Source organism: Streptosporangium sp. NPDC048886 (genome assembly GCF_055586905.1).
This window is the reverse complement of record NZ_JBVJHH010000030.1, coordinates 103643-125075: the sequence shown is the minus strand read 5'-3', so window position 1 is coordinate 125075 and position 21433 is coordinate 103643. Positions and strand designations below refer to the sequence as shown.

The window sequence follows — 21433 nt, the reverse complement described above, 5'->3', positions numbered from 1 at the left end:
GGGGAGGGCAGATGGCGGGTGGCGACGCCGGGGGGCGGCCCGGAGAGGCCGCGGTGACCTCCGATCCGCCGGTGATCCGGAGCAACGTCCCCGGTTCCTTCCCCTGGGGGGTCATGCACGAGCGGCACCCCGCCCTGATCCGGCGGGTCGGTGAGGCCACGCCGTACGGTCCCGACCGGCGGCGGGCGCTCGACCTGCTGCTCGCGGAGATCACCGACGGGGTGATCCGCCCGCTGGAAGGGCCCGTGCACGACCGTGAGCTCTGGCGGAGCTGGGACCGGGGCCACCTCGGGCGGCGGTGGGACGACGCGCCGTTCCTGTGGGCGGAGAGTTACTTCTACCGCAAGCTCCTGGCCGCGGTCGGATACTTCGGTCCGGGGCCGTGGCACGGCATAGACCCCTTCGAGCCCTTCAAACAGGCCGAACTGCTGGGCAAGGGGGTCGACGAGGAGCTCCGCGCGCTCGGCGGCCTGTCCGGCATGCCCGTCGAGGAGCAGGCGCGGACGCTGGTCCACCGGGCGCTCTGGGGCAACCAGGCCGATCTCGGCTTCCGGCTCTCCGCCGCGGGTGCGCAGGCCGACGGCCAGGTGACGGGCCTGCTGGCCGACGACGGGGATCTCATCTGGCCGGCGGTGGACGGCCCGGGGCCCGCGCGGGTCTGCCTGGTGGCCGACAACGCCGGAGGAGAGCTGCTGCCGGACCTCGCCCTGATCGACCACCTGCTGCACACTCGGGCGGTGCGCGAGGTGTCCCTGCATGTGAAGCCCTCGCCGTACTACGTCTCCGACGCCGTGCCGGCGGACGTCGTCGCCTCCGTGCGGCGGCTGTCGGCCGCCGGCGGGGCGGCCGGCGAGGTGGGGGAGCGCCTGCGCGCGGCGATGGGCTCGGGACGGCTGGCCGTGCGGGCGCACGCCTTCTCGTGCGCGCCCCTGCCGTACGACGAGATGCCCGGCGACCTGAGGGAGGAGTTCGCCTCCGCCACCTTGACGATCATGAAGGGTGACCTGAACTACCGGCGGCTCGTCGGCGACCGGGCGTGGGCCCCGACCACGCCGTTCGCCGCGGCGGTCGGATACTTCCCCGGGCCCGTGGTGGCCCTGCGCACCCTGAAGTCCGACGTCGTGGTTGGCCTCGGTGCCGAGACGGTCGCGGCGCTGGAGGCGGACGGGCGCCCCTGGCGCACCAGCGGCACGCACGCCCTCATCCAGGCCAGACTGTAGCCGCCGGGCGAGGGCCGGGCCAGAGCGTGGCCGGACCGTCCGGGGGCGCGGCCGCGCGTCAGCCGAGGGCGCGGTCGAGGTTGAACGCGGCGCTGATCAACGCGAGATGGGTGAACGCCTGCGGGAAGTTGCCCAGCTGCTCACCGGCCTGACCGATCTCCTCGGCGTACAGGCCGAGGTGGTTGGCGTAGGTGAGCATTTTCTCGAAGGCCAGCCGTGCCTCGTCGAGGCGCCCGGCGCGGGTGAGCGCCTCGACGTACCAGAACGAGCAGATCGAGAACGTGCCGTCCTGGCCCCGTAGCCCGTCCGGGCTTGCCGCGGGGTCATAGCGGTACACCAGCGAGTCGGACACCAGGTTCCGGCCGAGGGCGTCGAGCGTCGACAGCCATTTCGGGTCGGTGGGAGAGACGAACTTGGCCAGCGGCATCATCAGGACGGAGGCGTCGAGGACGTCGTCGTCGAAGTGCTGGACGAACGCCCGCAGCCGGGACGACCAGCCGCGCTGCATGATCTGCCGGTAGATCGCGTCACGGGCCCGCTGCCAGCGGGGGGTGTCGGCGGGCAGCCCGCGGTGGCCGGCCATCCGCATGGCCCGCTCGATCGCCACCCAGCACATCAGCCGCGAGTAGACGAAGTCCTTGCGCCCGCCACGCGTCTCCCAGACGCCCTCGTCGGGCTGGTCCCAGTTGTCGCAGACCCAGTCCACCAGGGCGTGGATCTCCTCCCAGTGGTCGCTGGAGATCGGCTGGCACATCTTGTCGTAGAGGTAGACGGAGTCGATGAGGGCCCCGTAGATGTCCAGCTGGAGCTGGTGGACGGCGCCGTTCCCGGTGCGCACCGGGGCCGATCCCCGATAGCCCTCGAAGTGGGACAGCTCGACCTCTGGGAGTTCGGTGCGCCCGTCAAGGCCGTACATGATCTGCAACGGGCCCGACGGGTCGCTGTTCCTGCGGCTGACATGCTCGGACAGGAAGCGCATGAACGCCGCCGCCTCTTCGCTGAAGCCCAGCCTGAGCAGGGCGTACACGCAGAACGCCGAGTCGCGGACCCAGACGTACCGGTAGTCCCAGTTGCGCTCCCCGCCGATCTGCTCGGGGAGGCTGGTCGTCGCCGCGGCCACGATCCCGCCGGTCGGGGCGTAGGTGAGCAGCTTCAGCGTCAGCGCCGAACGGTGCACCATCTCCCGCCACCGGCCGCGGTATCGCGACGCCGACAGCCAGCGCCGCCAGTACGCGACGGTGGCGGCGAACTCCTCCTCGGCCTCGGCCACCGGACACGGCCGCGGCTCCACGCCGTCGCCGAGCCTGTCGAGGGCGAACACCGCGCATCCACCCTCGTCGAGCTTGAACTCCGACCACACGTCCGGCCCGTCGGTCTCGACGGGCACGCTGGCGGACAGGGACAGCGACAGCGACGGCGACTCGAAGACCGCCCATCCGTCCCGCAGGCTCAAGCCGTGCGACTGCCTGCCGTAGTCGAAGCGGGGAGCCACCCGCGCCCGGAACGGCAGCGCCCCCCGCACGCACCTCACCCGCCTGATCAGCCGGTGCCGGCCCGTTTTCTCGGGGACTCCGGAGACCGGCATGAAGTCCTGGATCTCGCCCACCCCGTCGGGGGCGGAGAACCGGGTGATCAGGACGTTGGTGTCGGGGAAGTAGAACTGCCTGGTGCTCGCCGGCACGTCGGCGGCCAGCTCGAACGATCCGCCCCGGTCGGCGTCCAGGATCGAGGCGAACACGCTCGGCGAGTCGAAGCGCGGGCAGCAGTACCAGCCGATCGTGCCGCCGGTGTCGACGAGCGCCACGCTGTGCAGGTCGCCGATCAGCCCGTGGTCGGCGATCGGCGGGTAACGGGGGACCCGCGCCGAGCCCGGCCGGTGCGCCGACCCCGCCGTCATGTCAGCCCTCTCGCCCTCGCAGCCCCATCCCACGTCCCTCAAGCTACGCGGCCCGGGTGCGCGCCGGGGTCTGTCCCGCGTCAAGGACCCGGCAGGTTTCGGATGGGAGGGAACGCCGGGCGGCGCCGCCCGGCCGCGGGAGCAGGACCACGGCCGGGCGCCGCCCGCCTGCGCGGTATCAGGGGATCGGGCTCAGCGTGTCAGGGGATCCGCGCTGGGACCTCCGCCGCGGCGAGGCTCAGAGCCGCTGCCACAGCGAGGGGACGTTCGGCGGCTCCCAGCCGGGGATCGCGGTGTGCGCCTGGATGCACCGGTAGCTCGCGCCGCCATAGGTGACCTGGGAACCCGCCTGGTAGGAGGTGCCCGCGGCCCAGGTCCCGGCGGGGACCGTCGGGGTGGAGGTCGGGGTGGGCGTCTGGGTGGGCGTGGGGCTGGTGGTCGGGGTCGGCTCCGGGGAGCCGCCGCCGACCTGCAGGTCGACGCATGAGTAGAAGGCGTTGGCGGTGTCGGCGATGTTCCAGATGGCGAGGACCTTCTGGCGGCCGGACCTGCCGCCCAGATTCACCGAGTGCGAGACCGTGGCGCCGGGCTGGCGGCCCTGGTCGTTGAACAGCGCGATCCGGGTGCCGCCGATGTAGTACTCCCATGTGCTGGTGGCGTGGCGCGCGGTCAGCACCCAGTTGAAGGTGACCGTGTTGCCCACGCTCGTGGCCGGCCATCCCTTGCTCTCGTTGTCGAGCTGGGCGAAGCGGGAGTTGCCGCCGCTGCAGCTCCGCAGGCCCTTGGGCCCTTCCACGCTCTGCGGCTCATAAATGATCTCACCGCAGTTGGCGACGCGGCCCTGGGCGCACATGGCCTGCCGGCTCGGCGGCGACGATATGTAGCCGTGCGCCTGAGCCGGCGAGGCGATGAACACCGTGGCCCCGATGGCGAGGATCGCCGTCGCGAGGAAAGTGATCGTCCTTCGCATCTCGTAACTCCTTTGCTGGGGGGTAAATCAAACATAAAGGAAAGTTTCCTAACAGTAAATGTTTGAGTAATGCGATTCCCCAGGAGCTGTCGGATCTCGGAAATCCGGACGGGATGCCGGGCGGCGGGCCCCGGACGTCCGGCGGTCAGGCCGGGGGGACCGCCGCCACCGCTTCGATCTCCACCAGGACGTCCGGCCGGAAGAGGCCCGCGACCTGCACGAGCGAGCTCGTCGGCGGCCGCTCCAGGTTGACGAACTCGTCGCGTACGGCGCGGATGACGGGCAGCGCCGAGGTGTCGACGACGAAGATCGTGAGCTTGAACACGTCGTCCCAGGTCGCCCCGCCCGCCTGGAGGGCGGCTCCGACGTTCTGCATGACCAGGCGCGTCTGGGCCTCCCAGTCGCCGGCGGCGGCCGGCGTCCCGTCCGCGGAGATGGGGACCTGGCCCGAGGTCCAGACGAGCCGGCTGCCCGGCGGGACGCTGGCGACGTGGCTGTAGCCGTTGGTCGCCGGCAGCGTCGGAGGAGTGCTGAAATCGATATGGGACATGGGTGCCGTTCCAGATGCCGCAGGGATGGGACATGAGATCACAGAAACTGTCCCACAGGGCACCGTGACGTCCGGAGATCCCTCCGGGCGGGCGGCGCGCCCGTCAGCAGGGGCGCGTGCCCCCGGCGCCGAAGTGGGTCTCGTGGTCCCACAGGTGGGTGCATCCCGGGCACTGCAGATGTAGGCGGCTGCCGGTGTTGCCGATCAGGTAGCGCCAGTGCTCCCCGCAGTTGCGGCCGCCGAGGCAGTCCGCGCAGTCCCTGTCGTCGCGGCACGCGGGGCACGGCACCCAGGCCCTGCGCCCCAGGTCGGCGTGCGGATCAATCGGCAGCACGGCCCGGCCCCCTCCGCGGCAGGACCCCGGCGGCCACGAGCATGTCGTAGGTCTCCTGCTGCCGCTCGTCGAGGCCGGAGTAGAGAAGGTCGTGGGCCAGTTCCTCGCCACGCATCATCGCCGGCGGATCCCAGTCCGGTCCGAGCGCCGTCATGACCGCGGCGCGCCGGCGGGCCTCCTCGAAGGTGAGGTCGATCTCGAAGACGGCGTGTGCGCGGCTGCTTTCCTGGCTCATGGCGCGGCTCTCCGATGGGTGGCGGACGTGTCGTCCGGGTGATCGGGGATGCCTTCCGGGGGCCGGCCGGGGCTTGACCGCCGCGAGGGTACGGCGGGGGCCGGAGAGGGGCGCTTCTTTACGATCACTCGAACATGGGCGGGGGTGAGGTCCCTTCCGAAGAGGAGACCTTGTCCTTTATATACCTTATGTCGTTTTTTGTGTCCTACCCGTGACGGAACTCACGGCAGCCCCTCACGCGGCCCGCCCGCGACCGGTGCCCGACGGGCGGCGCCCGGCGGATCGGGTGACGCCGCGGGAGACGCGCGGATGGCGGAAGGGCGTGGTGGGCCCTTCCGCCATCCGGATGTCCGCCGATGAATCCGGCGGCGCCAGGAGCTGAAGCTGTTTATAAAGCAGTTGATAAAGCGGGAGGTAAAGTGGGGAGTAAGGTGGCCGAGGCCGGGGCCTGGCGGCCGGTCTGAGCCCTGCGGGAAATTAACTTCTCCATTTGCGCCTTCTCTCTGTGTCGGTTGCGCGTTGTCCGGATCCCCGGTGAATCGCGGGCTGATGACATTTATGCTCCCCGCCCGCCGGCTGCTGGAGAAGTGGGTGGGCTGGCATCAAGCTGCCAGCCCGTGACCATTTGCTGACATTCACCGGTAGGTGCGGACGGCGCGATTCCCGACGGCGCCGTCGCCGACGGGATATCCGCTCCCCGGCAATCCGGATAATGCGCGGCGGAGAATTCCCGGCGGACGTCCGCGCTGTGGCGAGGTGCCGTATGCCGGCCGCCGACAGCGCCCGGGTGGTGCAGTACCGCGACAGCGGCACCGCCGACCACCTGTGGCGCTTCACCCGGCGGCCGCCGCCTCAGTAGTCCGTCAGCAGCCGGTCGAGGACACGGGTGCCGAACTGCAGGGCGTCCACCGGCACGCGCTCGTCGACGCCGTGGAACATCGCGGCGAAGTCCATGTCCGCGGGCAGCCGCAGCGGGACGAACCCGAATCCCCTGATGTTCAGATCGGCGAAGAACGTCTTGTTGTCGGTGCCGCCCGACATGCAGTACGGCACCGCGCGGGCGGTCGGGTCCTCCGCCTTCAGCGCCGCGATCATCGACTCGACCAGCTCGCCGTCGAACGTCGTCTCCAGCGCGATGTCGTGGGTGACGTACTCGCGCCGGACGCCCGGCCCGATCAGCTCGTCCACCGTGGCGAGGAACTCCTCCTCGAAGCCGGGCAGGAACCGGCCGTCGACCACGGCGGCGGCCTGGCCGGGGATCACGTTCGCCTTGTAGCCCGCGGTGAGCATGGTCGGATTGGTCGTGTGGCGCAGGGTCGCGCCGACGAACCTGGCCAGCGGGCCGATGGCGTCGATGATCGGCGCCGGGTCCTGCGGGTCGAAGGGCAGCCCGAAGGCGTCGGCCACCTCGGACAGGAACCGGTGCACGGTCGGTGTCAGCTTGAGCGGCCACTCGTGCGAGCCGAGCCTGGCCACCGCCTTGGCGACCTCGGTGACCGCGTTGTCCTGGTTGAGCATGGAGCCGTGCCCGGCGGTGCCGTCGGCGACCAGGCGCATCCAGGCCAGCCCCTTCTGCGCGGTCTCGATCAGGTAGAGCCGCAGCGACGGATCCACCTCCAGGGAGTAGCCGCCGACCTCGCTGATGGCGTGGTCGACCCCGTCGAACAGCTCGGGATGCTTGGCGGCGAGATACTTGGCGCCGTACTCGCCGCCCGCCTCCTCGTCGGCCACCCAGGCGAAGACGACGTCGCGCCGGGGCCTGCGGCCCTCGGTCACCATCTGCCGCAGGACCGCCAGCATCATGGCGTCCATGTCCTTCATGTCGACCGCGCCCCGGCCCCAGATGTAGCCGTCCCTGATCTCGCCGGCGAACGGGTCGACGCTCCAGTCGGCGGCGCTGGCGGGCACGACGTCCAGATGGCCGTGGACCAGCAGGGCGGGCAGCCCGGGGTCGGACCCCTCGATCCTGGTCACGACGTTGCCGCGGCCCGGGGCGCTCTCGACGTAGGTCGCCTCGACCCCGACCTCGGCGAGCCTGGCCATGACGACCTCGGCGGCGGCGCGCTCTCCAGGGCCGCTGCCGTCTCCGTAGTTGCTGGTGTCGACGCGGATGAGCTCGGCGCAGAGCTCGGCCACCTCGGTCTCGGCGGGGGTCATTGGCACTCCAGGGTGAGCAGGCCCGACTTGCGCAGGTGTCCACGCTTGTAGGCACGGGTGATGAGGGTGACATTGACGTCGGTGACGTCGTCGAGCGGGCCGACGACGGCCGTCAGGAAGCGGTAGAGCTCCGCCTCGTGGGCCACGACGACCTGAACGATCATGGTGTGGGTGCCCGCGGTGGCGGCGCAGTAGCGCACGCTCGGATGGGCGGCGAGCGTCTCGCCCACCCTGTCCAGGCCGTGGGCGCGGACCGAGAGCCAGAGCTGGGCCTCCACCTCCAGGCCGAGCAGCGCGGGCTCCACCTCCGCGCGCAGGTGCACCGCACCGCGCTCCAGGAGCGAGGCGACCCGGCGGCGGGCGGTCGGCACGGACATCTCCAGCCGCTCGGCGATCGCGGTGAAGCCGATGCGGCCGTCGGCGGCCAGCAGGCCGACGACGTCTGTTTCGGCCCCGGTCAGCTCGACGCGCTCCGGCGGCGGGCCGGCCGGCGGCGTGGTCGCCCGCAGCCGGCCGACCTGCTCCTCGGCGAGGTACGGCGCGTGCCACTCGGCCACCGTCTGGAAGGTGTGCAGCACGACCTGGGTCCGGGTCTGGACGATGCCGGGTGTGGCGGGGATCTGCGCGGTCAGGATCTCGTGCAGGAGCTGTTTGGAGGGGGCCACCAGCTCGCAGCCGATGTCGGCGGCCCCGGTGACCGAGTAGACCGAGCGGGTGTCGGGCCGGGCGGAGAGGGCCTCGGCGACCTGCCCGACCGCACAGGGGGCGACCTGGACGTGCAGGTGCACCGGGGTGCCGATCCCGCAGCGTAGCTCGTCGAGGATGGCGGTGACCCGCACGGCTCCGGTGGCCAGCAACCGCTGGAGGCGGCGGGCCACGGTCCGTTCGTGCTCGCCGACGGCGCCGCCGATCTCGCCCCACGTCGCGCGGGGGCTGACCTGCAGGGCGGCGACCAGGCGACGGTCGAGATCATCGAAAGTGGTCACGCAAGCCCGTCTACGTGTCGGAAATGTAAAGAGATTTAAGGATGTTTGACTATTTCTATCACTCCGCTGCAAGGTAGGCCACCAAGATGCTTGTCTGCCACTGAGCATGAGGAGTCCCCGTGGCCACAGTTCCCCCCAGGCCGGCCCCGCTCGGCATCCCACGGAGCCGGATCCGCCAGTTGATGGCCGCCAACGTCGGCAACGTCGTCGAATGGTTCGACTGGTACACCTACTCGTTCCTGGCGATCTACTTCTCCACCCAGGTCTTCCCCAAGAGCGCCGGCAACAGCCTGGTGCCGTTGCTGAGCACGTTCGCGGTCTTCGCGGTCGGATTCTTCATGAGGCCGCTCGGCGGCCTGCTCGTGGGCTCGTTCGCCGACCGGTTCGGCCGCAAGGCCGCGATGACCTTCACGATCATCCTGATGGGCGCCGGTTCGCTGCTGGTCGCGGTCACCCCGACCTACGAGTCGGCCGGCGTGATCGCGCCGATCATCCTGACCCTGGCCCGGCTGACCCAGGGACTTTCGGTCGGCGGGGAGTTCGCCGCGGCCACCACCTTCCTGGTGGAGTCGGCTCCACCAGGCAGGCGCGGCCTGTTCTCCAGCTTCCAGTACGTCAGCACCACCATCGGCCAGCTCCTCGCCTCCGGCCTCGCGGCCCTCCTGGCCGCCAGTCTGACCGAGGCGGACATGGGCTCGTGGGGCTGGCGCATCCCGTTCGTCGTCGGCGCCCTGGCCAGCCTCGTCGGGCTGTGGATCCGCAGCGGCGCCGAGGAGACCACGACCCTGGCCGAGGACATCAAGAACGGCGTGGCCGAGAAGCCGAAGCTCTTCGAGTTCCTGGTCCGCTACCCGACCAAGGCATTCATGATCGTCGGAATCACCATGGCCGGCACCGTCGCCTACTACACCTGGACGACGTTCCTGCCCACCTACGCCCAGCTCACGGTCAAGTTCGACAAGGCCGAGGCGCTCCAGGTGGGCACCATCTCACTGCTGTTCTTCATGGTGCTGCAGCCGCTGCTCGGCATGCTGTCTGACAGGGTCGGGCGCAGGCCGCTGCTGATCGCCTTCGGCCTGGCGTTCACCCTGCTGCCGGTGCCGCTGACCGGGATGCTGAACAACTCCTTCGCCAGCCTGCTGCTCGTCCAGTGCGTCGGCATGGTCTTCCTCGGCTGCTTCACGTCGATCTCGGCGGCGGTCAACTCCGAGCTCTTCCCGACGAGGGTCCGGGCGTCGGGCGCCGGCTTCCCCTACTCCCTGACCGTCGCCCTGTTCGGCGGCACCGCCCCGCTCGTGGGCACGGCGCTGGTCGACAGCCACAACGCCGGGGTGTTCCCGTGGTACATGTCGGTGCTCGCCCTGGGCTCGACCCTGGTCTACGTCTTCGCGCTCAAGGAGACCAAGGACCAGCCGCTGGGCTGACAGCCCGGCGACGGCCCGGCGGGCCGGTCAGAGCCTCACCGGCAACCGCGCCAGCCGCCACGAGGCCGGCATGAGCTGACGCTCCAGGTCTGCCGGATCGACGGCGAGGGTGAGGCCGGGGAAGCGGCGCAGCAGCGCTCCGAACGCCACCTCGGCCTCCTGCCGGGCCAGCGCCGCGCCCAGGCAGTAGTGCAGGCCGTGCCCGAACCCGACGTGGGTCTCCCGGCGCCCGTCCGGCTCACGGGTGATGTCGAGCCGTCCGGGGTCGTCGAACACACGCGGGTCGTGGTTGGCCCCGGCCAGTACGGCCATCACGGCCTCGCCCCGCCGTACCGGCATGCCGCCGATCTCCAGGTCCTCGGTCGCGTAACGCGTCCGGGTCCCCTGGACCGGGCCGCACCAGCGCATCAGCTCGTGGACGGCCAGGGGCATCAGCTCCGGCCGCCGGCGGAGCAGGGCGAACTGGTCGGGGTGCGCCAGGAGGGCGGCGGTGCCGTTGCCGATCAGGTGGGCGGTGGTCTCGTGCCCGGCGAAGACCAGGGTCAGCACCAGCGTGACCATCTCGGTGTCGCCGAGCCGGTCGCCGTCCTCGTCGTGGGCGCGGATCAGCCCGCTGAGCAGGTCGTCGGCGGGCGCCGCGCGGCGCCGTCCGATCAGCTCCTCGACGTGCGCCACCAGCTCCCGCAGCGCCGTCCCGAACCCTCCCGGGTCCATGGTCACCAGGGCCCTGCCCCACCCCCGCCACCGCGGCCGGTCCGCCTCGGGGATGCCGACCAGTTCGCAGATGACGGTGATCGGCAGCGGGTAGGCGAAGTGCTCCAGCAGGTCGACGACGCCGTCCTCGGCCGTGGCGCCGAGCCTGTCGAGGAGGTCCGCGGCGATCTCCTCCACCCGCGGCCGCAGGTCCGCGACCCGGCGCGCGGTGAAGGCGCGCGACACGAGCCTGCGCAGCCGGAGGTGGTCGGCGCCGTCGGTCTCCAGCATGCCGTCCAGCACGTACCGCGCGTACTCCGGGGGCACCCCGCGGGCCCGCAGCTCCTTCTCGCGGACGCTCCGCACGTCCATCCCCGGCACGCTCGCCGGGCTGTTGGCGAACCTCGGGTCGCCCAGCACGGTCTTGACGTCGGCGTAGCGGGTGACCAGCCAGATCGGCGTGGCGGATCCGGGGAGGGCGCCCAGCACCATGGGGGCCTGCTCGCGCATCCGTGAGTATCCCCCGAAGGGGTCCCTCATCAGCTCGGGATCGGCCAGGTCCACCCTGCCGGTGACGTCGGTCGTGCCGGGTCCGGCCGGAGTGCTCATGGTTGCCCTCCTCGGGCGTCGGCTCCGTCTCCGCCTGCCCGTTGACGCATGCGGTAGGTCCAGCATGCGCCGCCGAGGGCCGATAACCTACGACCGCGCGCCGGTGAGGACTGCGCCGGGCCCGGCGGGGCGCCCCTACGGACGCTGCCGGGCGGGCGGCTTCACCTGGAGGTCGTCGAGGAGGGCCTGCGTCGCGGCGGCGATGACGTCCACGGCCCGGTCGAAGGCCTCCGCGTTGCGCGTCGACGGAGACCGGAACCCGGAGAGTTTGCGGACGTACTGCAGCGCTGCGGCACGCACGTCCTCGTCCGTCACGTCGCTGGCGTACGGTTCACGAAGGGTCTTGATGCTCCGGCACATGTCAAGACGGTACGACATCCCGCCTCCCGGGCTCCATCCCCGGCCCCGGCCGCGCATGGCGACGCCGGGACCGGGGACGCTCCGCCCGGTCGCCGGGCGCGCTCAGCCGGCCTGCGGGGTCCGGGGCGACCAGACGAGCAGCCCCAGGCACATCTCGTCGCTGGTGCCCTCGCCCCAGACGACGTAGCGGGGCGGCAGGTCGCGCAGCGCGGGCAGCATCTTGCGCAGGCCCGCGTCGTGGGTGCAGGTCACCCGGAAGGTGTCGCCGGCCTTGACGGTGACGGGCTTGGGCAGCGGGCGGATCGCCTGCTCGTCGAAGTTGTAGGCGGGGATGTCGAGCAGGGTCCGCGCGCCGGACGTGCCCGGGTTGAGCTCCACCTTGATCGAGCGTCCGAGCAGGTGCATGTGCCCGGCGACGGCGTACACGGTGCCGGTGCGGTCGGACTTCTGGTCGCAGTGCTGGGTCGGCGCGGCCACCGGAGGCTTGGCGTTGTTGCAGAACTGGTTGAGGCCGGTCACCGTCTGCCCGGCCTGGTCCCCGAAACGGCGGACGACGTCGCGGACCGCGGCCTCGCGCTCGCACAGCGGGCCGGACTCCTCCGACGTGCACGGCAGCTCGATCGGCGCCGGCAGCTGCTCGGTCTCCAGCGGGTCGAGGTCGGCCTTGCCGTCGGTGAGCCGCAGCCGGATCCCGGACTGGTCGCTGCCGACCGGCTTGCCCTCGGCGGCCAGCAGGTTGTAGTGCACCTGCATGATGATCCGGCTACCCGGCGGCATCGGATAGCCGACCTTCTGGGCGAGCAGCGTCTCGTCGGCCCCCGGCGCCCAGTGCCCGATCCAGGCGCCTTCCTCGATGCCGGCGTCGCCGAAGCAGGTCCATCCCTCGCCCGGGGTGCCGGCGTCGAGCTTGGCCGCGGCCTCGGCCCCGTGGGGGTCGACCCGGAAGATGATCGCGTGGTGGACGATGCCGGTGTTCTGCGGCAGGAACTGGCTGCCGGTGAGGAAGGCCCGGTCGGTCAGCCCGGGGTCGACCAGGAAGCAGCGGTATTCGTCGGTCCCTCCGGAGGGGGCCGACGGGGTGTAGGGCTGCGGCAGCGCCAGGTTGACGAATCGCTCGGAGGGCCGCAGCGGTGCCGCCGGCGGCGGCGGGGACACGCTGCCGTGGCCGCCGTGCGCCCCGGCGGTGGAGGCCGTGCCCGGACTGTGGGAGGCGGAGGCCGCGCCCGGACCGGGTGAGGCGGCCGGATGCCGCTCTCCGGAGCATGACGCGACGAGAAGGACGGCGGCGAGCGCGACCGCCGTCCCGCCTAACCACCGCGCCGGCCGGACTGCATGGCTCATGACCCGCCCCCTGCTCTCCTGGGATTCCCCGCGAGCTCCAGCTCGCCGGGGACGGAGCCCTGGACGGGCTCCGAAGCCCAGACTCCACGGCCCCGGCGCGGTTTTCCATCCGCCGCAAGGCCGAAAGCGCTCCTCCGCGCGGCCGAGACCACCTCTCCGCCGGAAGTGGCAGTCACCTACGTCGGAAGTGGCGGTCACCACGCCGTCCCCGGCCGCCGGCCGGGGCCGCCGTCTGGCGCCCCCGGCGGACCGGGACGGCGCGATCGCACTGTCGCGCGGAGCGGTGGAGGCGGGCGTCGAGATCGCGATGGCGAGCACGCCCGGTGCGGTCGCCGCCCGTCCGGTGTTCGCCGGGCCGGTCTCAGGCCGGCACGGCGCCGGTGGCCCCCCAGCCCGGGATCTGGAAGCGGGCGGTGAGCGAGTCTTCCGTCACCTCCTCACCGCAGGCGCGGCAGACCACGATCGGGTCGAGGTCGTTCCCGCAGGAGTGCCGGAACACCACCGGAGGGCGGTCGGCGAGATGGCGGTCGCCCCAGCTCATCAGCGTGAGCAGCACCGGACGCAGCTCCCGCCCCGCGTCGGTGAGGTGGTATTCGAAGCGGGGCGGCCGCTCGCTGTAGGGGACCCGCTCCAGCACGCCCGCCTCCACGAGGGTGCGCAGGCGCGTGGCCAGGATGTCGCGCGGAGCCCCGATGTTGCGGGTCATGGCGTCGAAGCGCCGGACGCCCCAGAAGACCTCGCGGAGCACCAGCAAGGAGTATTTCTCGCCGATCACGCTGAGCGCGTCGGCGATCGAGCAGGGGCGGGCGTCGCGCATACGCCCAGCCTAGGCCAGCGCATTTGCTTATCCAACTCACCGGGTTATAGTTCATCCAGTTTTCCAACTCGCCTGCCGCCCGCAAGGAGCGATGGACATGCGCGACGCCGTCATCGTGGAGGCCGTACGGACCCCGATCGGGAAGGGGAAGCCGGGCGGCGCGCTCGCCGGCGTCCACCCGGTCGAGCTGCTCGCCCACACCCTCCGCACCCTCCTCGGCCGCTCCGGCGTCGACCCGGCGCTCGTCGACGACGTGATCGGCGGCTGCGTCGACCAGGTGGGGGAGCAGGCGATGAACACCACCCGCTACGCCTGGCTGTCGGCCGGCTTCCCGGAGTCCGTCCCGGCGACCACCGTCGACCGCCAGTGCGGCTCCTCCCAGCAGGCCGTCCACTTCGCCGCCCAGGGCGTGATCTCCGGGGCGTACGACCTGGTGGTGGCCTGCGGGATCGAGTCGATGAGCCGGGTGCCGATGTGGTCCAACGTGCCGCCGGGCGCCGACCCCTTCGGTCCCGGGATCGCGGCCCGCTACCCCGAGGGGCTGGTGCCCCAGGGCATCAGCGCCGAGCTCGTCGCGGCGAAGTGGTCGATCGACCGGCAGGAGATGGACGCCTTCGCCGCGGCCTCCCACCGGCGGGCCGCCCGGGCGCACGCGGACGGCCTGTTCGACGCCGAGCTCGCGCCCGTCGCGACGGACGCCGGAATGGTGACCGCCGACGAGTCCGTACGGCCGGGCACCACCCCCGAGATCCTCGCCGGGCTCCGCCCGGCCTTCGCCGACCCCGCCTTCGCCGAGCGCTTCCCGCAGATCACCTGGTCGGTCACCGCGGGCAACGCCAGCCCGATCAACGACGGCGCCTCCGCCGTGCTGATCGCCTCCGGCGAGACCGCGGCCCGGCTGGGGCTGCGCCCGAAGGCGCGGCTGCACAGCTTCTCGGTGGTCGGCTCCGACCCGCTGACCATGCTGACCGGCATCATCCCGGCCACCGGCAAGGTGCTGAGCCGGGCCGGGCTGAGCCTGGACGACATCGACCTGTTCGAGGTCAACGAGGCCTTCGCCTCCGTCGTGCTGGCCTGGCTGAAGGAGACCGGCGCCGACCCCGCCAAGGTCAACGTCAACGGCGGCGCCATCGCGCTGGGTCACCCCCTGGGCGCCAGCGGCACCCGCCTGATGACCACTCTCGTCAACGCCATGCGGCAGCGCGGAGCCCGCTACGGGCTGCAGACCATGTGCGAGGCCGGCGGGCTGGCCAACGCGGCGATCCTGGAGGCGGTCGGGTGACGGCGGCGGAGGGGCGGCGGCACCGCCGGGGGGACCGGGCGGGGAGCGGCCCCCGATCAGGGGAGGAATACGGCCGAAAAGACGTTCCTGCCGACACCTGAGCTCCTATAGTCGATCACTATGCCGTCCAAGGGAGACTCCGCGAACACCCGCGACGTGACCGCCCTCGTGGGAGCCGACACCCCCAACATCGCCCGCATGTACGACTACTGGCTCGGGGGCAAGGACAACTTCGCGGCCGACCGGGAGAGCGCCGAGGAGATCGTCAAGATCTCCGAGGGGCGGGTCCTGCGGGGCGTCCGGCTCAACCGGGCCTTCCTGGGACGGGCGGTGCGGGCGGCCGCCGAGGCCGGGGTCCGCCAGTTTCTCGATCTGGGCTCCGGCCTGCCGACCCGGGAGAACGTCCACGAGGTCGCCGGACCCGGCGCGCGGGTGGTCTACGTGGACTACGACCCGGTGGTCGCCAGCCACGCCCACGCGATCCTGGCCAGGTCCGACGGCGTGGGCTTCGTCCAGGCCGACCTGCGCAGGCCCGCCGAGATCCTCGACCACCCCACGGTCCGGGAGATCGTCGACTTCGACGAGCCGCTCGCGCTCCTGTTCGTCTCCGTGCTGCACTTCGTCGGTGACGCGGACGGCCCGCACCGCATCGTCGCGGACTTCCGCGACGCCGCCGCGCCCGGGAGCCACCTGATCCTCTCCCACCTGTCGAAGGACGGCTTCCCGCAGAAGATGGCGGCCACCGAGCAGGTCTACCAGGGCGCCAGCGCCCGGCTCGGGGCGCGCACGCGCGAGGAGATCCTCGCCTTCTTCGACGGCTTCGAGCTGTCCGAGCCGGGCCTGGTCGGCCCCACCGAATGGCGCCCCGGCGCCGGAGGGGCCGGTCCCGAGAGGTTCGCCGGCCTGGTCGGCATGGGGGTCAGGCGCTGAGCGCCGCGCCGCCGCGGGCCGGATCCGCGGCGGCGGGTCCCGGGGGCCGGCCGGACCGCGGGCGCCGACGGCCCGGACGAGCCGTCAGCCCGCGGCGGGGTCCAGGGAGCCGATCACGTCCTCGGGGACCTGTCCCAGCCGCTCACGCTGGGGGAAGTCGCCGACCGGCACCCGGGCCACCTCGCGCGCCGTGTCGTAGTCCACGACCGAGATCACGTCCTTCTCGCTGAGCGACACGAAGCAGTGCCGGCCGTCGGCGCCGGTGGTCGCCCAGTACGGCAGGCTGCCGGCGTCGTAGTGCACGTAGCCCCGCGTGGTCAGCCCGGGACGGTCGACGATCGCCACGTAGTCGTCGATCGTGCCCGCCACGCAGAGCTTGCCGCTGTCGCCCGACATCGCCATGCCGTGGTGCGCGGAGTTCTGCGGGTAGGCGTCGGCGGCGAGCCTCCCGCCCGCCTCGCTGAAGGGCATCTCGACCTTCCGGGTGATCTTCCCGGTGACCAGGTCGACCTCGGCGAAGCCGTTGAGATAGGAGAACTGGGCGTACATCGTCCTGTTGTCGGCAGTGAACACCGCGGGGCGGATGCCGTACTCGAAGGTGTGTTTCCTGATCACCTTGAGCGTGGCGGCGTCCACGACCGTGAGCTGTCTGCTGCCCTTGAGGGCGTTCAGCGCCTTGGGCAGGGAGGTGACGCCGATGCTGGAGTTGTACAGGAACCTGCCGTCGGGGGAGTAGTCGTTGGCGTGCGGGTAGGTGCCGGTCGGGATGTCGGTGACGAGCGCGCCGGTGGCGGTGTCGATCACCTGTGCCGCGGAGGCGGTCGTCGCCGACACGATGAAATGCCTGCCGTCGGCGGAGAGCGCCGCGTGGTCGGCCTTGAAGCCCTCGATCTTGTAGCGCCACAGCATCCTGCGGCCGGCGATGTCGAAGGCCACCGCGTCCGACAGGTTGCCGCGGGAGACGTACAGGGTGCGCCCGTCGGGGGACAGCGCCATGTCGTCGACGAGCTTGCGGTATCCCTGGATCCGGTTGACCGCCTCGTAGCCGGCGCGCTCGACCGGGTTCATCGCCCTCAGGCGCTCGTCCAGATCGGGGACCGCGTCGAAGGAGCCCAGGTTGCGGTAGGTGGCGCTGTCGACGAAGCTGACCGTCCCGCCCTGCGCGTTGCCCACCAGGAGCACCTCGCGCGCCGGTGCCGACCGGGCGGCGGAGGCGGGGCCGGCGAGGGCCGCCAGCAGCACGGTGGCCGCGGCGAGCGGCATGACGGACTTCATGGAAGGTGCGCGCACGGTGTCGCCGTCCTCTCGGTCGATGGGCACTTCCGTGAGCTCGCGCCGCGGGACCGGCCGCTGCGGTCGGCGGGGGAGAGCGGAGCGCGCCGACGACGACCGGAATCCGTTCAGGCGAGAACGCTACAGGCGGGCGCGGGCGGGCGCTTGTGGGGGCGTCAGCAATTCGCGGGGGGAGATTGTCGGCACCTGACAACCCGGTCAGCGCGGCGGGCCGGGCCGCCGGACGGTCAAGTGTTCGTCGGTGAACGTGGGGATAAGCCGGACGGACGGAGGGGTAGGAGAGCGCCCGTGAAGGGCGAAGCGAACGCCACGGGCCCGCACGTCCCCGCCCCGGCGGAGGCCCGGCCGCCGTCCCGCCGGGGCGGGCCGGACGGCCCCGGCGGGCCGGTGCGCTGAGCGCGGCGAGCGATGTCACCAGTCTTCCGGCGGGCCGCCGACCGGCTGACCGACGCCGCCCCGGGCTGGCTGCTGGAGGCGGTACGGCCGGCGCCGGCGGCGCTGCGGTGGGGACCGATGCTCCGCATGGCCGTGGGCGTGACCACCCCGCTCCTCGTGGGACTCGCCGCCGGGCAGATCGCGCTCGGCCTGCTGCCGTCCATGGGCGTCATGTCCACCGCGATGGCCGACCGGGGTGGGTCCTACCGTGCCAGGATCATCCTGATGTGCGCGGCCGGCTCCGCCGGGGCGCTGGGATATCTCACCGGGGCGCTGGCGCGCGGCGACGGCTGGTGGACGGTGCTGGTCGTGACGGCCGTCTCGGCGCTGTCCGCGCTGATCAGCACGGCCGGGGCCGCGGGGTCGGCGGCCGGGCTCCAACTCCTGGTGATGACCGTGCTCGGCACCGGCATCCCGATCCCGGGGCCGCCCGGCCCGAACACGCTGAGATTCCTGCTGGGCGCGGTGTGGGCCCTCGCGCTGGCGCTGGCCGGCTGGCCGCTGCGCCCCCGGGCGGCGGAGGAGGCCGCGGTCACCGCGGCCTACCGCGCCCTCAGCCGGCTGTTCGCCGATCACGGCCCCGACGGGCTGAAGGCGTTCGACACCGCCCTCAGGAGCGGCTACGACACGGTGCTCAGCGCCCGCTCCGCGGCGGCCGGGACCGACCCCGAGCGTACCCGCCTGGTCGCCCTGCTGAACCAGTCCTCGCTGATCCGCAACGCGCTGATCTCGCTGCGCCAGGAGGCGCGGGAGCCGCCGGAGGAACTGGCGGTCGCCGTGGCGGAGGTCACCGACATGCTCGCCGGCGGGCCCGAGCCGCAGGGGCCGCGGCAGGAGTACGGCTCACCGGCCCTGCGCGCCCTGCACTCGGCCGTGCGGGGAGCCGCCGAGCTGGCCTCCGGCGGTGACATCGCGGCCGGCCAGGTGCCCTACGAGCCGGTCGGGCACCGCCGACGGCTCCGGATGCTGTGGGAGAGGATGTGGTACGGGCACCTGGCCCGCGTCTACACGGTCCGGCTCTCGCTCTGCATGGGCGTCGCCGGAGCGGTGAGCGAGTTCGGCTGGTTCGAGCGGTCCTACTGGCTGATGCTGACCGTCGCGCTGGTGCTCAAACCCGACTTCGGGTCGGTGTTCGCGCGCGCCGTGCAGCGCGCGCTCGGGACGCTCGCGGGGACGCTGATCGGCACGGTGGTGCTCCTGGTGGTGCCGTACGGCCCGGCGCTGCTGATCCCGATCGCCGTCTTCGCGGCGCTCATGCCGTACGGCATGCAGCGCAACTGGGGCATGATGTCGGCCTTCCAGGCGCCGCTGGTGCTGCTCCTGGTGGACCTGCTGACCCGCGGCGGCCCGAAGCTGGCGGAGGTCCGCCTGGTGGACACCCTGGCCGGCTGCGCCATCGTCCTGCTGCTGGGATATCTGCCATGGCCGGCGAGCTGGGAGGCGCCGGTCGGGCCGAGGTTCGCCGACGCGGTGTCGGCCACCGCGCGCTACCTGCGGCACGCCTTCGACCCGGAGGACCCCGGGAGGGCGCTGCTCCGCCGCCAGGCGTATGACGCCTTCGCCGACCTGCGGACGGTCTTCCAGCGGGCGGTGACCGAGCCACGCGTGGTCAGCCGGCGCATCACCACCTGGATGCCCGCGATGACCGCGCTGGAACGGGTGGCCGACGCGACCGCCGCCACCGTCGCGCGGACCGAGCACGGGGCGCCGCCGCCGTCGGACGCGGCGGTCCAGGCGCTGGTGACCTCCTTGGAGGACATCGCCTCCGACGTCCGCGCGGGGCGGACGCCGCGGAGCCCCGAGCTCGCCGACGAGGAGATCCTGGAACGGGTGAACTCCGCCGTCGTGAGCCTGCGCGCCACCGTGTCGGGAGACCATCCGGGCACCGGCGAGGCGAGGAGCGGATAGTCGCCGGCTGCCCCGAACTCCGCCCCGCCCCGTGAGCCCCACGCCGTCCGTGACGCGGGCCGTACCGGGCGGGGCCGGCCCGAACGCGGGCGGGATCTACTACCCATGATCGGAGTGGAGGCGAAGAGGCCGGCGGGCACCGTGCCTCCGGAGGCTGAGACGCCGTACCGCCGGGAGGGCGAGGCGGCTGAAGGGCCGGCCCGCTGAGTGGTCGAGGGGCTCTCCCCGCGCCGCCGGCCACCGCGCCGGCCCGCACCGCGCGAGCATGGCGGGTGTCTACGACGGCGGGTAGCATCGAACGGTCCGCGGGTAGATGGGAGTCGCGCGCGATGCGTGGTCTGGGAGACCTGGAGTCCGCGATCATGGACCGGATGTGGTCGTATCACCGGCCCGCCTCGGTCCGGGACGTGCTGGAGGACCTCCGCCGCGAACGGGAGATCGCCTACACCACGGTCATGACCGTGATGGACAAGCTGCACACCAAGGGCCTGCTGCGCCGCCGGCCGGTCGGCCGGGCCTACATCTACGAGACGGTGGCCACCAGAGAGGCCCACACCGCCCAGCTCATGCGCGACACCCTCGCCTCCGGCGGCAACCAGGCGGCCACCCTGGTGCACTTCCTGGAACGGCTGACCCCCGAGGAGTCGGCCGCCCTGGAGGCCGCGCTCCGGGTCTACCCGCCCGGCAGCCGCCCGTGACGGCCGCCGCGCCGCAAGCCCTCTCCGGCAGGATGGATCGCCGCCGGCGATGACGCCCGGTAGTAGGGGCGACGGTGCGGGCCGCGGCGGTTCCCCGGCGAACATCTCCGTCGTGGGCGCCAAACGTCGGATTTGGCACAACAGCCGCCATGGGGGCATCATCCTCTACTACCGTCCATCGGACGAAGGGCAGCCCGGCTCGACACGCTGGAGCGGGCGCCCGTACCTTCGGGGAAGGGAGAAGCGTGACGGCTGCGTCCCGCGGGATCCGGCGTCACGACGCACTTCGAGCCCTGCTCTCGGCGTTCACCGCCGTGCTCCTGTGTGCCTGCATGGTCTCGGCGGGCCATGCCGAGCCCAAGCCCAGCGCCAAGAAACTCCGCAAGGAGCTGGCGCAGCTGCAGAAGCAGTCCGAGACCATGATCGCTGAGTACCACGCCGGCCGGGTCGAGCTGCAGAAGGTGGAGAAGTCCGAGAAGGTGGCGCGCGGCAACCTCGAACGCGCGCAGCGGCAGTTCGACAGCGCCGCGGCCGAGATCCGCCTGCTGGCCGCCGAGCAGTACCGCGCCGGCAGGATGGGGATGACCGCGGCGCTGCTGGTCAACACCGATCCCGGCGCCATGCTCAACCGTCTGGCGCTCACCCAGCAGCTCATCCGCGAGCAGGACGCCAAGCTGCAGGGGTTCGCCAAGATCCGTGACTTCCACCGGGCGGCGCGGACGGCGGCCGACGAACGCGCCGAGCAACTACGCGCGTCGCTCAAGAAGCTCGACGGCCAGAAGAAGCGCGCGGAGAAACTGATCGGCCAGATCAAGGACAGGATCGACCGGCTCTACCCCACTCCGGGGCTGCGCAGGGCCGACGGTTCGTGGGTCCCCCAACTGCCGTCGGGGCCGGACAACATCACGCCGCGGATGCGGCTGGTCCGGCAGCTGATCGCGCAGCGCTTCGGCCCGCGCTTCGGGATCGGCTGCTACCGGGCCGACGGCGGCATCGCCGGCGGCGGGGAGCACCCACTGGGCCGCGCGTGCGACTTCATGCTCAGCACCGGCGGCGGCATGCCCTCAGCGGCGGAGACCAAGCGCGGTCACCAGATCGCGGCCTGGGCCATCAAGAACGCCCGGCGGCTGGGCATCATGTACATCATCTTCCGCCAGCGGATCTGGCACGTCCGCACCGGCACCTGGCGGATGATGTCCGACCGCGGCGGCACCACCGCCAACCACTTCGACCACCCCCACATCTCGGTGTACTAGCGTCCTGCTGCCCTGACCCGCGGCCGTCTGAACTCCAC

19 protein-coding genes and 1 pseudogene are annotated in these 21433 nt (G+C 72.1%); 7 read left to right on the top strand and 13 right to left on the bottom strand.

Annotation, left to right across the window (positions count from 1 at the left end):
• The first annotated feature begins 11 nt into the window (after window positions 1-11).
• The gene (locus ACZ6R6_RS32325; RefSeq protein WP_470099757.1) at window positions 12-1220 is read left to right on the top strand and encodes a damage-control phosphatase ARMT1 family protein; all 1209 of its coding nucleotides are present in this window, start codon (window positions 12-14) and stop codon (window positions 1218-1220) included.
• Between the two features lie 58 nt (window positions 1221-1278).
• Here the strand turns inward: ACZ6R6_RS32325 and ACZ6R6_RS32320 are convergent, their stop codons facing one another.
• The 8 genes and pseudogenes from ACZ6R6_RS32320 to ACZ6R6_RS32285 form a co-directional block, all read right to left on the bottom strand.
• The gene (locus ACZ6R6_RS32320) at window positions 1279-3117 is read right to left on the bottom strand and encodes a glycoside hydrolase family 15 protein (protein WP_470099755.1); all 1839 of its coding nucleotides are present in this window, start codon (window positions 3115-3117) and stop codon (window positions 1279-1281) included.
• Window positions 3118-3355: 238 nt separating this feature from the next.
• Window positions 3356-3592: a carbohydrate-binding protein gene (locus tag ACZ6R6_RS32315; protein ID WP_470099777.1), complete on the bottom strand. Its 237-nt coding sequence runs from the start codon at window positions 3590-3592 to the stop codon at window positions 3356-3358.
• A pseudogene (locus tag ACZ6R6_RS32310) lies at window positions 3581-4087 on the bottom strand (lytic polysaccharide monooxygenase auxiliary activity family 9 protein); the annotation flags it as partial. The pseudogene ACZ6R6_RS32310 and the gene ACZ6R6_RS32315, both read right to left, overlap by 12 nt.
• A gap of 145 nt (window positions 4088-4232) precedes the next feature.
• Window positions 4233-4637: a RidA family protein gene (locus ACZ6R6_RS32305; RefSeq protein ID WP_306858505.1), complete on the bottom strand. Its 405-nt coding sequence runs from the start codon at window positions 4635-4637 to the stop codon at window positions 4233-4235.
• Window positions 4638-4740: 103 nt separating this feature from the next.
• On the bottom strand, window positions 4741-4971 hold the full coding sequence (locus ACZ6R6_RS32300) for a hypothetical protein (protein WP_451931498.1): 231 nt from the start codon (window positions 4969-4971) through the stop codon (window positions 4741-4743).
• Complete coding sequence (locus tag ACZ6R6_RS32295) at window positions 4958-5206, bottom strand: DUF6400 family protein (protein WP_470099752.1); 249 nt, start codon at window positions 5204-5206, stop codon at window positions 4958-4960. The genes ACZ6R6_RS32300 and ACZ6R6_RS32295 overlap by 14 nt, the downstream gene beginning before the upstream one ends.
• Before the next feature lie 852 nt (window positions 5207-6058).
• The gene (locus tag ACZ6R6_RS32290) at window positions 6059-7363 is read right to left on the bottom strand and encodes a M20/M25/M40 family metallo-hydrolase (RefSeq protein ID WP_451931497.1); all 1305 of its coding nucleotides are present in this window, start codon (window positions 7361-7363) and stop codon (window positions 6059-6061) included.
• A complete protein-coding gene (locus ACZ6R6_RS32285) occupies window positions 7360-8349 on the bottom strand; it encodes an Lrp/AsnC family transcriptional regulator (RefSeq protein WP_470099750.1) in 990 nt (329 codons plus the stop codon). The genes ACZ6R6_RS32290 and ACZ6R6_RS32285 overlap by 4 nt, the downstream gene beginning before the upstream one ends.
• Window positions 8350-8468: 119 nt before the next feature.
• Here ACZ6R6_RS32285 and ACZ6R6_RS32280 point away from each other — a divergent pair, with 119 nt between their 5' ends.
• Window positions 8469-9773: an MFS transporter gene (locus tag ACZ6R6_RS32280; protein WP_470099748.1), complete on the top strand. Its 1305-nt coding sequence runs from the start codon at window positions 8469-8471 to the stop codon at window positions 9771-9773.
• Between the two features lie 27 nt (window positions 9774-9800).
• On the opposite strand, the gene ACZ6R6_RS32275 is transcribed toward ACZ6R6_RS32280, so the two are convergent.
• The 4 genes from ACZ6R6_RS32275 to ACZ6R6_RS32260 form a co-directional block, all read right to left on the bottom strand.
• The gene (locus ACZ6R6_RS32275) at window positions 9801-11075 is read right to left on the bottom strand and encodes a cytochrome P450 family protein (protein WP_470099746.1); all 1275 of its coding nucleotides are present in this window, start codon (window positions 11073-11075) and stop codon (window positions 9801-9803) included.
• A 135-nt stretch (window positions 11076-11210) separates the two neighbouring features.
• Complete coding sequence (locus ACZ6R6_RS32270; RefSeq protein WP_470099744.1) at window positions 11211-11453, bottom strand: DUF2277 domain-containing protein; 243 nt, start codon at window positions 11451-11453, stop codon at window positions 11211-11213.
• An 84-nt stretch (window positions 11454-11537) separates the two neighbouring features.
• Entirely contained in the window at window positions 11538-12776 is a 1239-nt protein-coding gene (locus ACZ6R6_RS32265; protein ID WP_470099742.1) for a monooxygenase, read from the bottom strand.
• 361 nt (window positions 12777-13137) lie between these two features.
• Complete coding sequence (locus ACZ6R6_RS32260; RefSeq protein WP_470099740.1) at window positions 13138-13593, bottom strand: winged helix-turn-helix transcriptional regulator; 456 nt, start codon at window positions 13591-13593, stop codon at window positions 13138-13140.
• A 97-nt stretch (window positions 13594-13690) separates the two neighbouring features.
• Here ACZ6R6_RS32260 and ACZ6R6_RS32255 point away from each other — a divergent pair, with 97 nt between their 5' ends.
• Together ACZ6R6_RS32255 and ACZ6R6_RS32250 are read left to right on the top strand one after the other, a co-directional pair.
• On the top strand, window positions 13691-14875 hold the full coding sequence (locus ACZ6R6_RS32255) for a thiolase family protein (protein WP_470099738.1): 1185 nt from the start codon (window positions 13691-13693) through the stop codon (window positions 14873-14875).
• Window positions 14876-14995: 120 nt separating this feature from the next.
• Window positions 14996-15805: an SAM-dependent methyltransferase gene (locus tag ACZ6R6_RS32250; RefSeq protein ID WP_470099736.1), complete on the top strand. Its 810-nt coding sequence runs from the start codon at window positions 14996-14998 to the stop codon at window positions 15803-15805.
• 84 nt (window positions 15806-15889) lie between these two features.
• On the opposite strand, the gene ACZ6R6_RS32245 is transcribed toward ACZ6R6_RS32250, so the two are convergent.
• Window positions 15890-17125 (bottom strand): YncE family protein, encoded by a 1236-nt coding sequence (locus tag ACZ6R6_RS32245; protein ID WP_470099735.1) that lies wholly within the window; start codon window positions 17123-17125, stop codon window positions 15890-15892.
• A 381-nt stretch (window positions 17126-17506) separates the two neighbouring features.
• On the opposite strand from ACZ6R6_RS32245, the gene ACZ6R6_RS32240 reads away from it, so the two are divergent.
• From ACZ6R6_RS32240 to ACZ6R6_RS32230, 3 genes are all read left to right on the top strand, one after another.
• Window positions 17507-19441 carry an FUSC family protein gene (locus ACZ6R6_RS32240; protein ID WP_470099733.1) on the top strand — a complete coding sequence of 645 codons (1935 nt, stop codon included), beginning with the start codon at window positions 17507-17509 and terminating at the stop codon, window positions 19439-19441.
• Window positions 19442-19770: 329 nt separating this feature from the next.
• Window positions 19771-20139 carry a BlaI/MecI/CopY family transcriptional regulator gene (locus ACZ6R6_RS32235; RefSeq protein WP_470099731.1) on the top strand — a complete coding sequence of 123 codons (369 nt, stop codon included), beginning with the start codon at window positions 19771-19773 and terminating at the stop codon, window positions 20137-20139.
• A 245-nt stretch (window positions 20140-20384) separates the two neighbouring features.
• The gene (locus ACZ6R6_RS32230; protein ID WP_470099730.1) at window positions 20385-21395 is read left to right on the top strand and encodes a coiled-coil domain-containing protein; all 1011 of its coding nucleotides are present in this window, start codon (window positions 20385-20387) and stop codon (window positions 21393-21395) included.
• The last annotated feature ends 38 nt before the right edge of the window (window positions 21396-21433 follow it).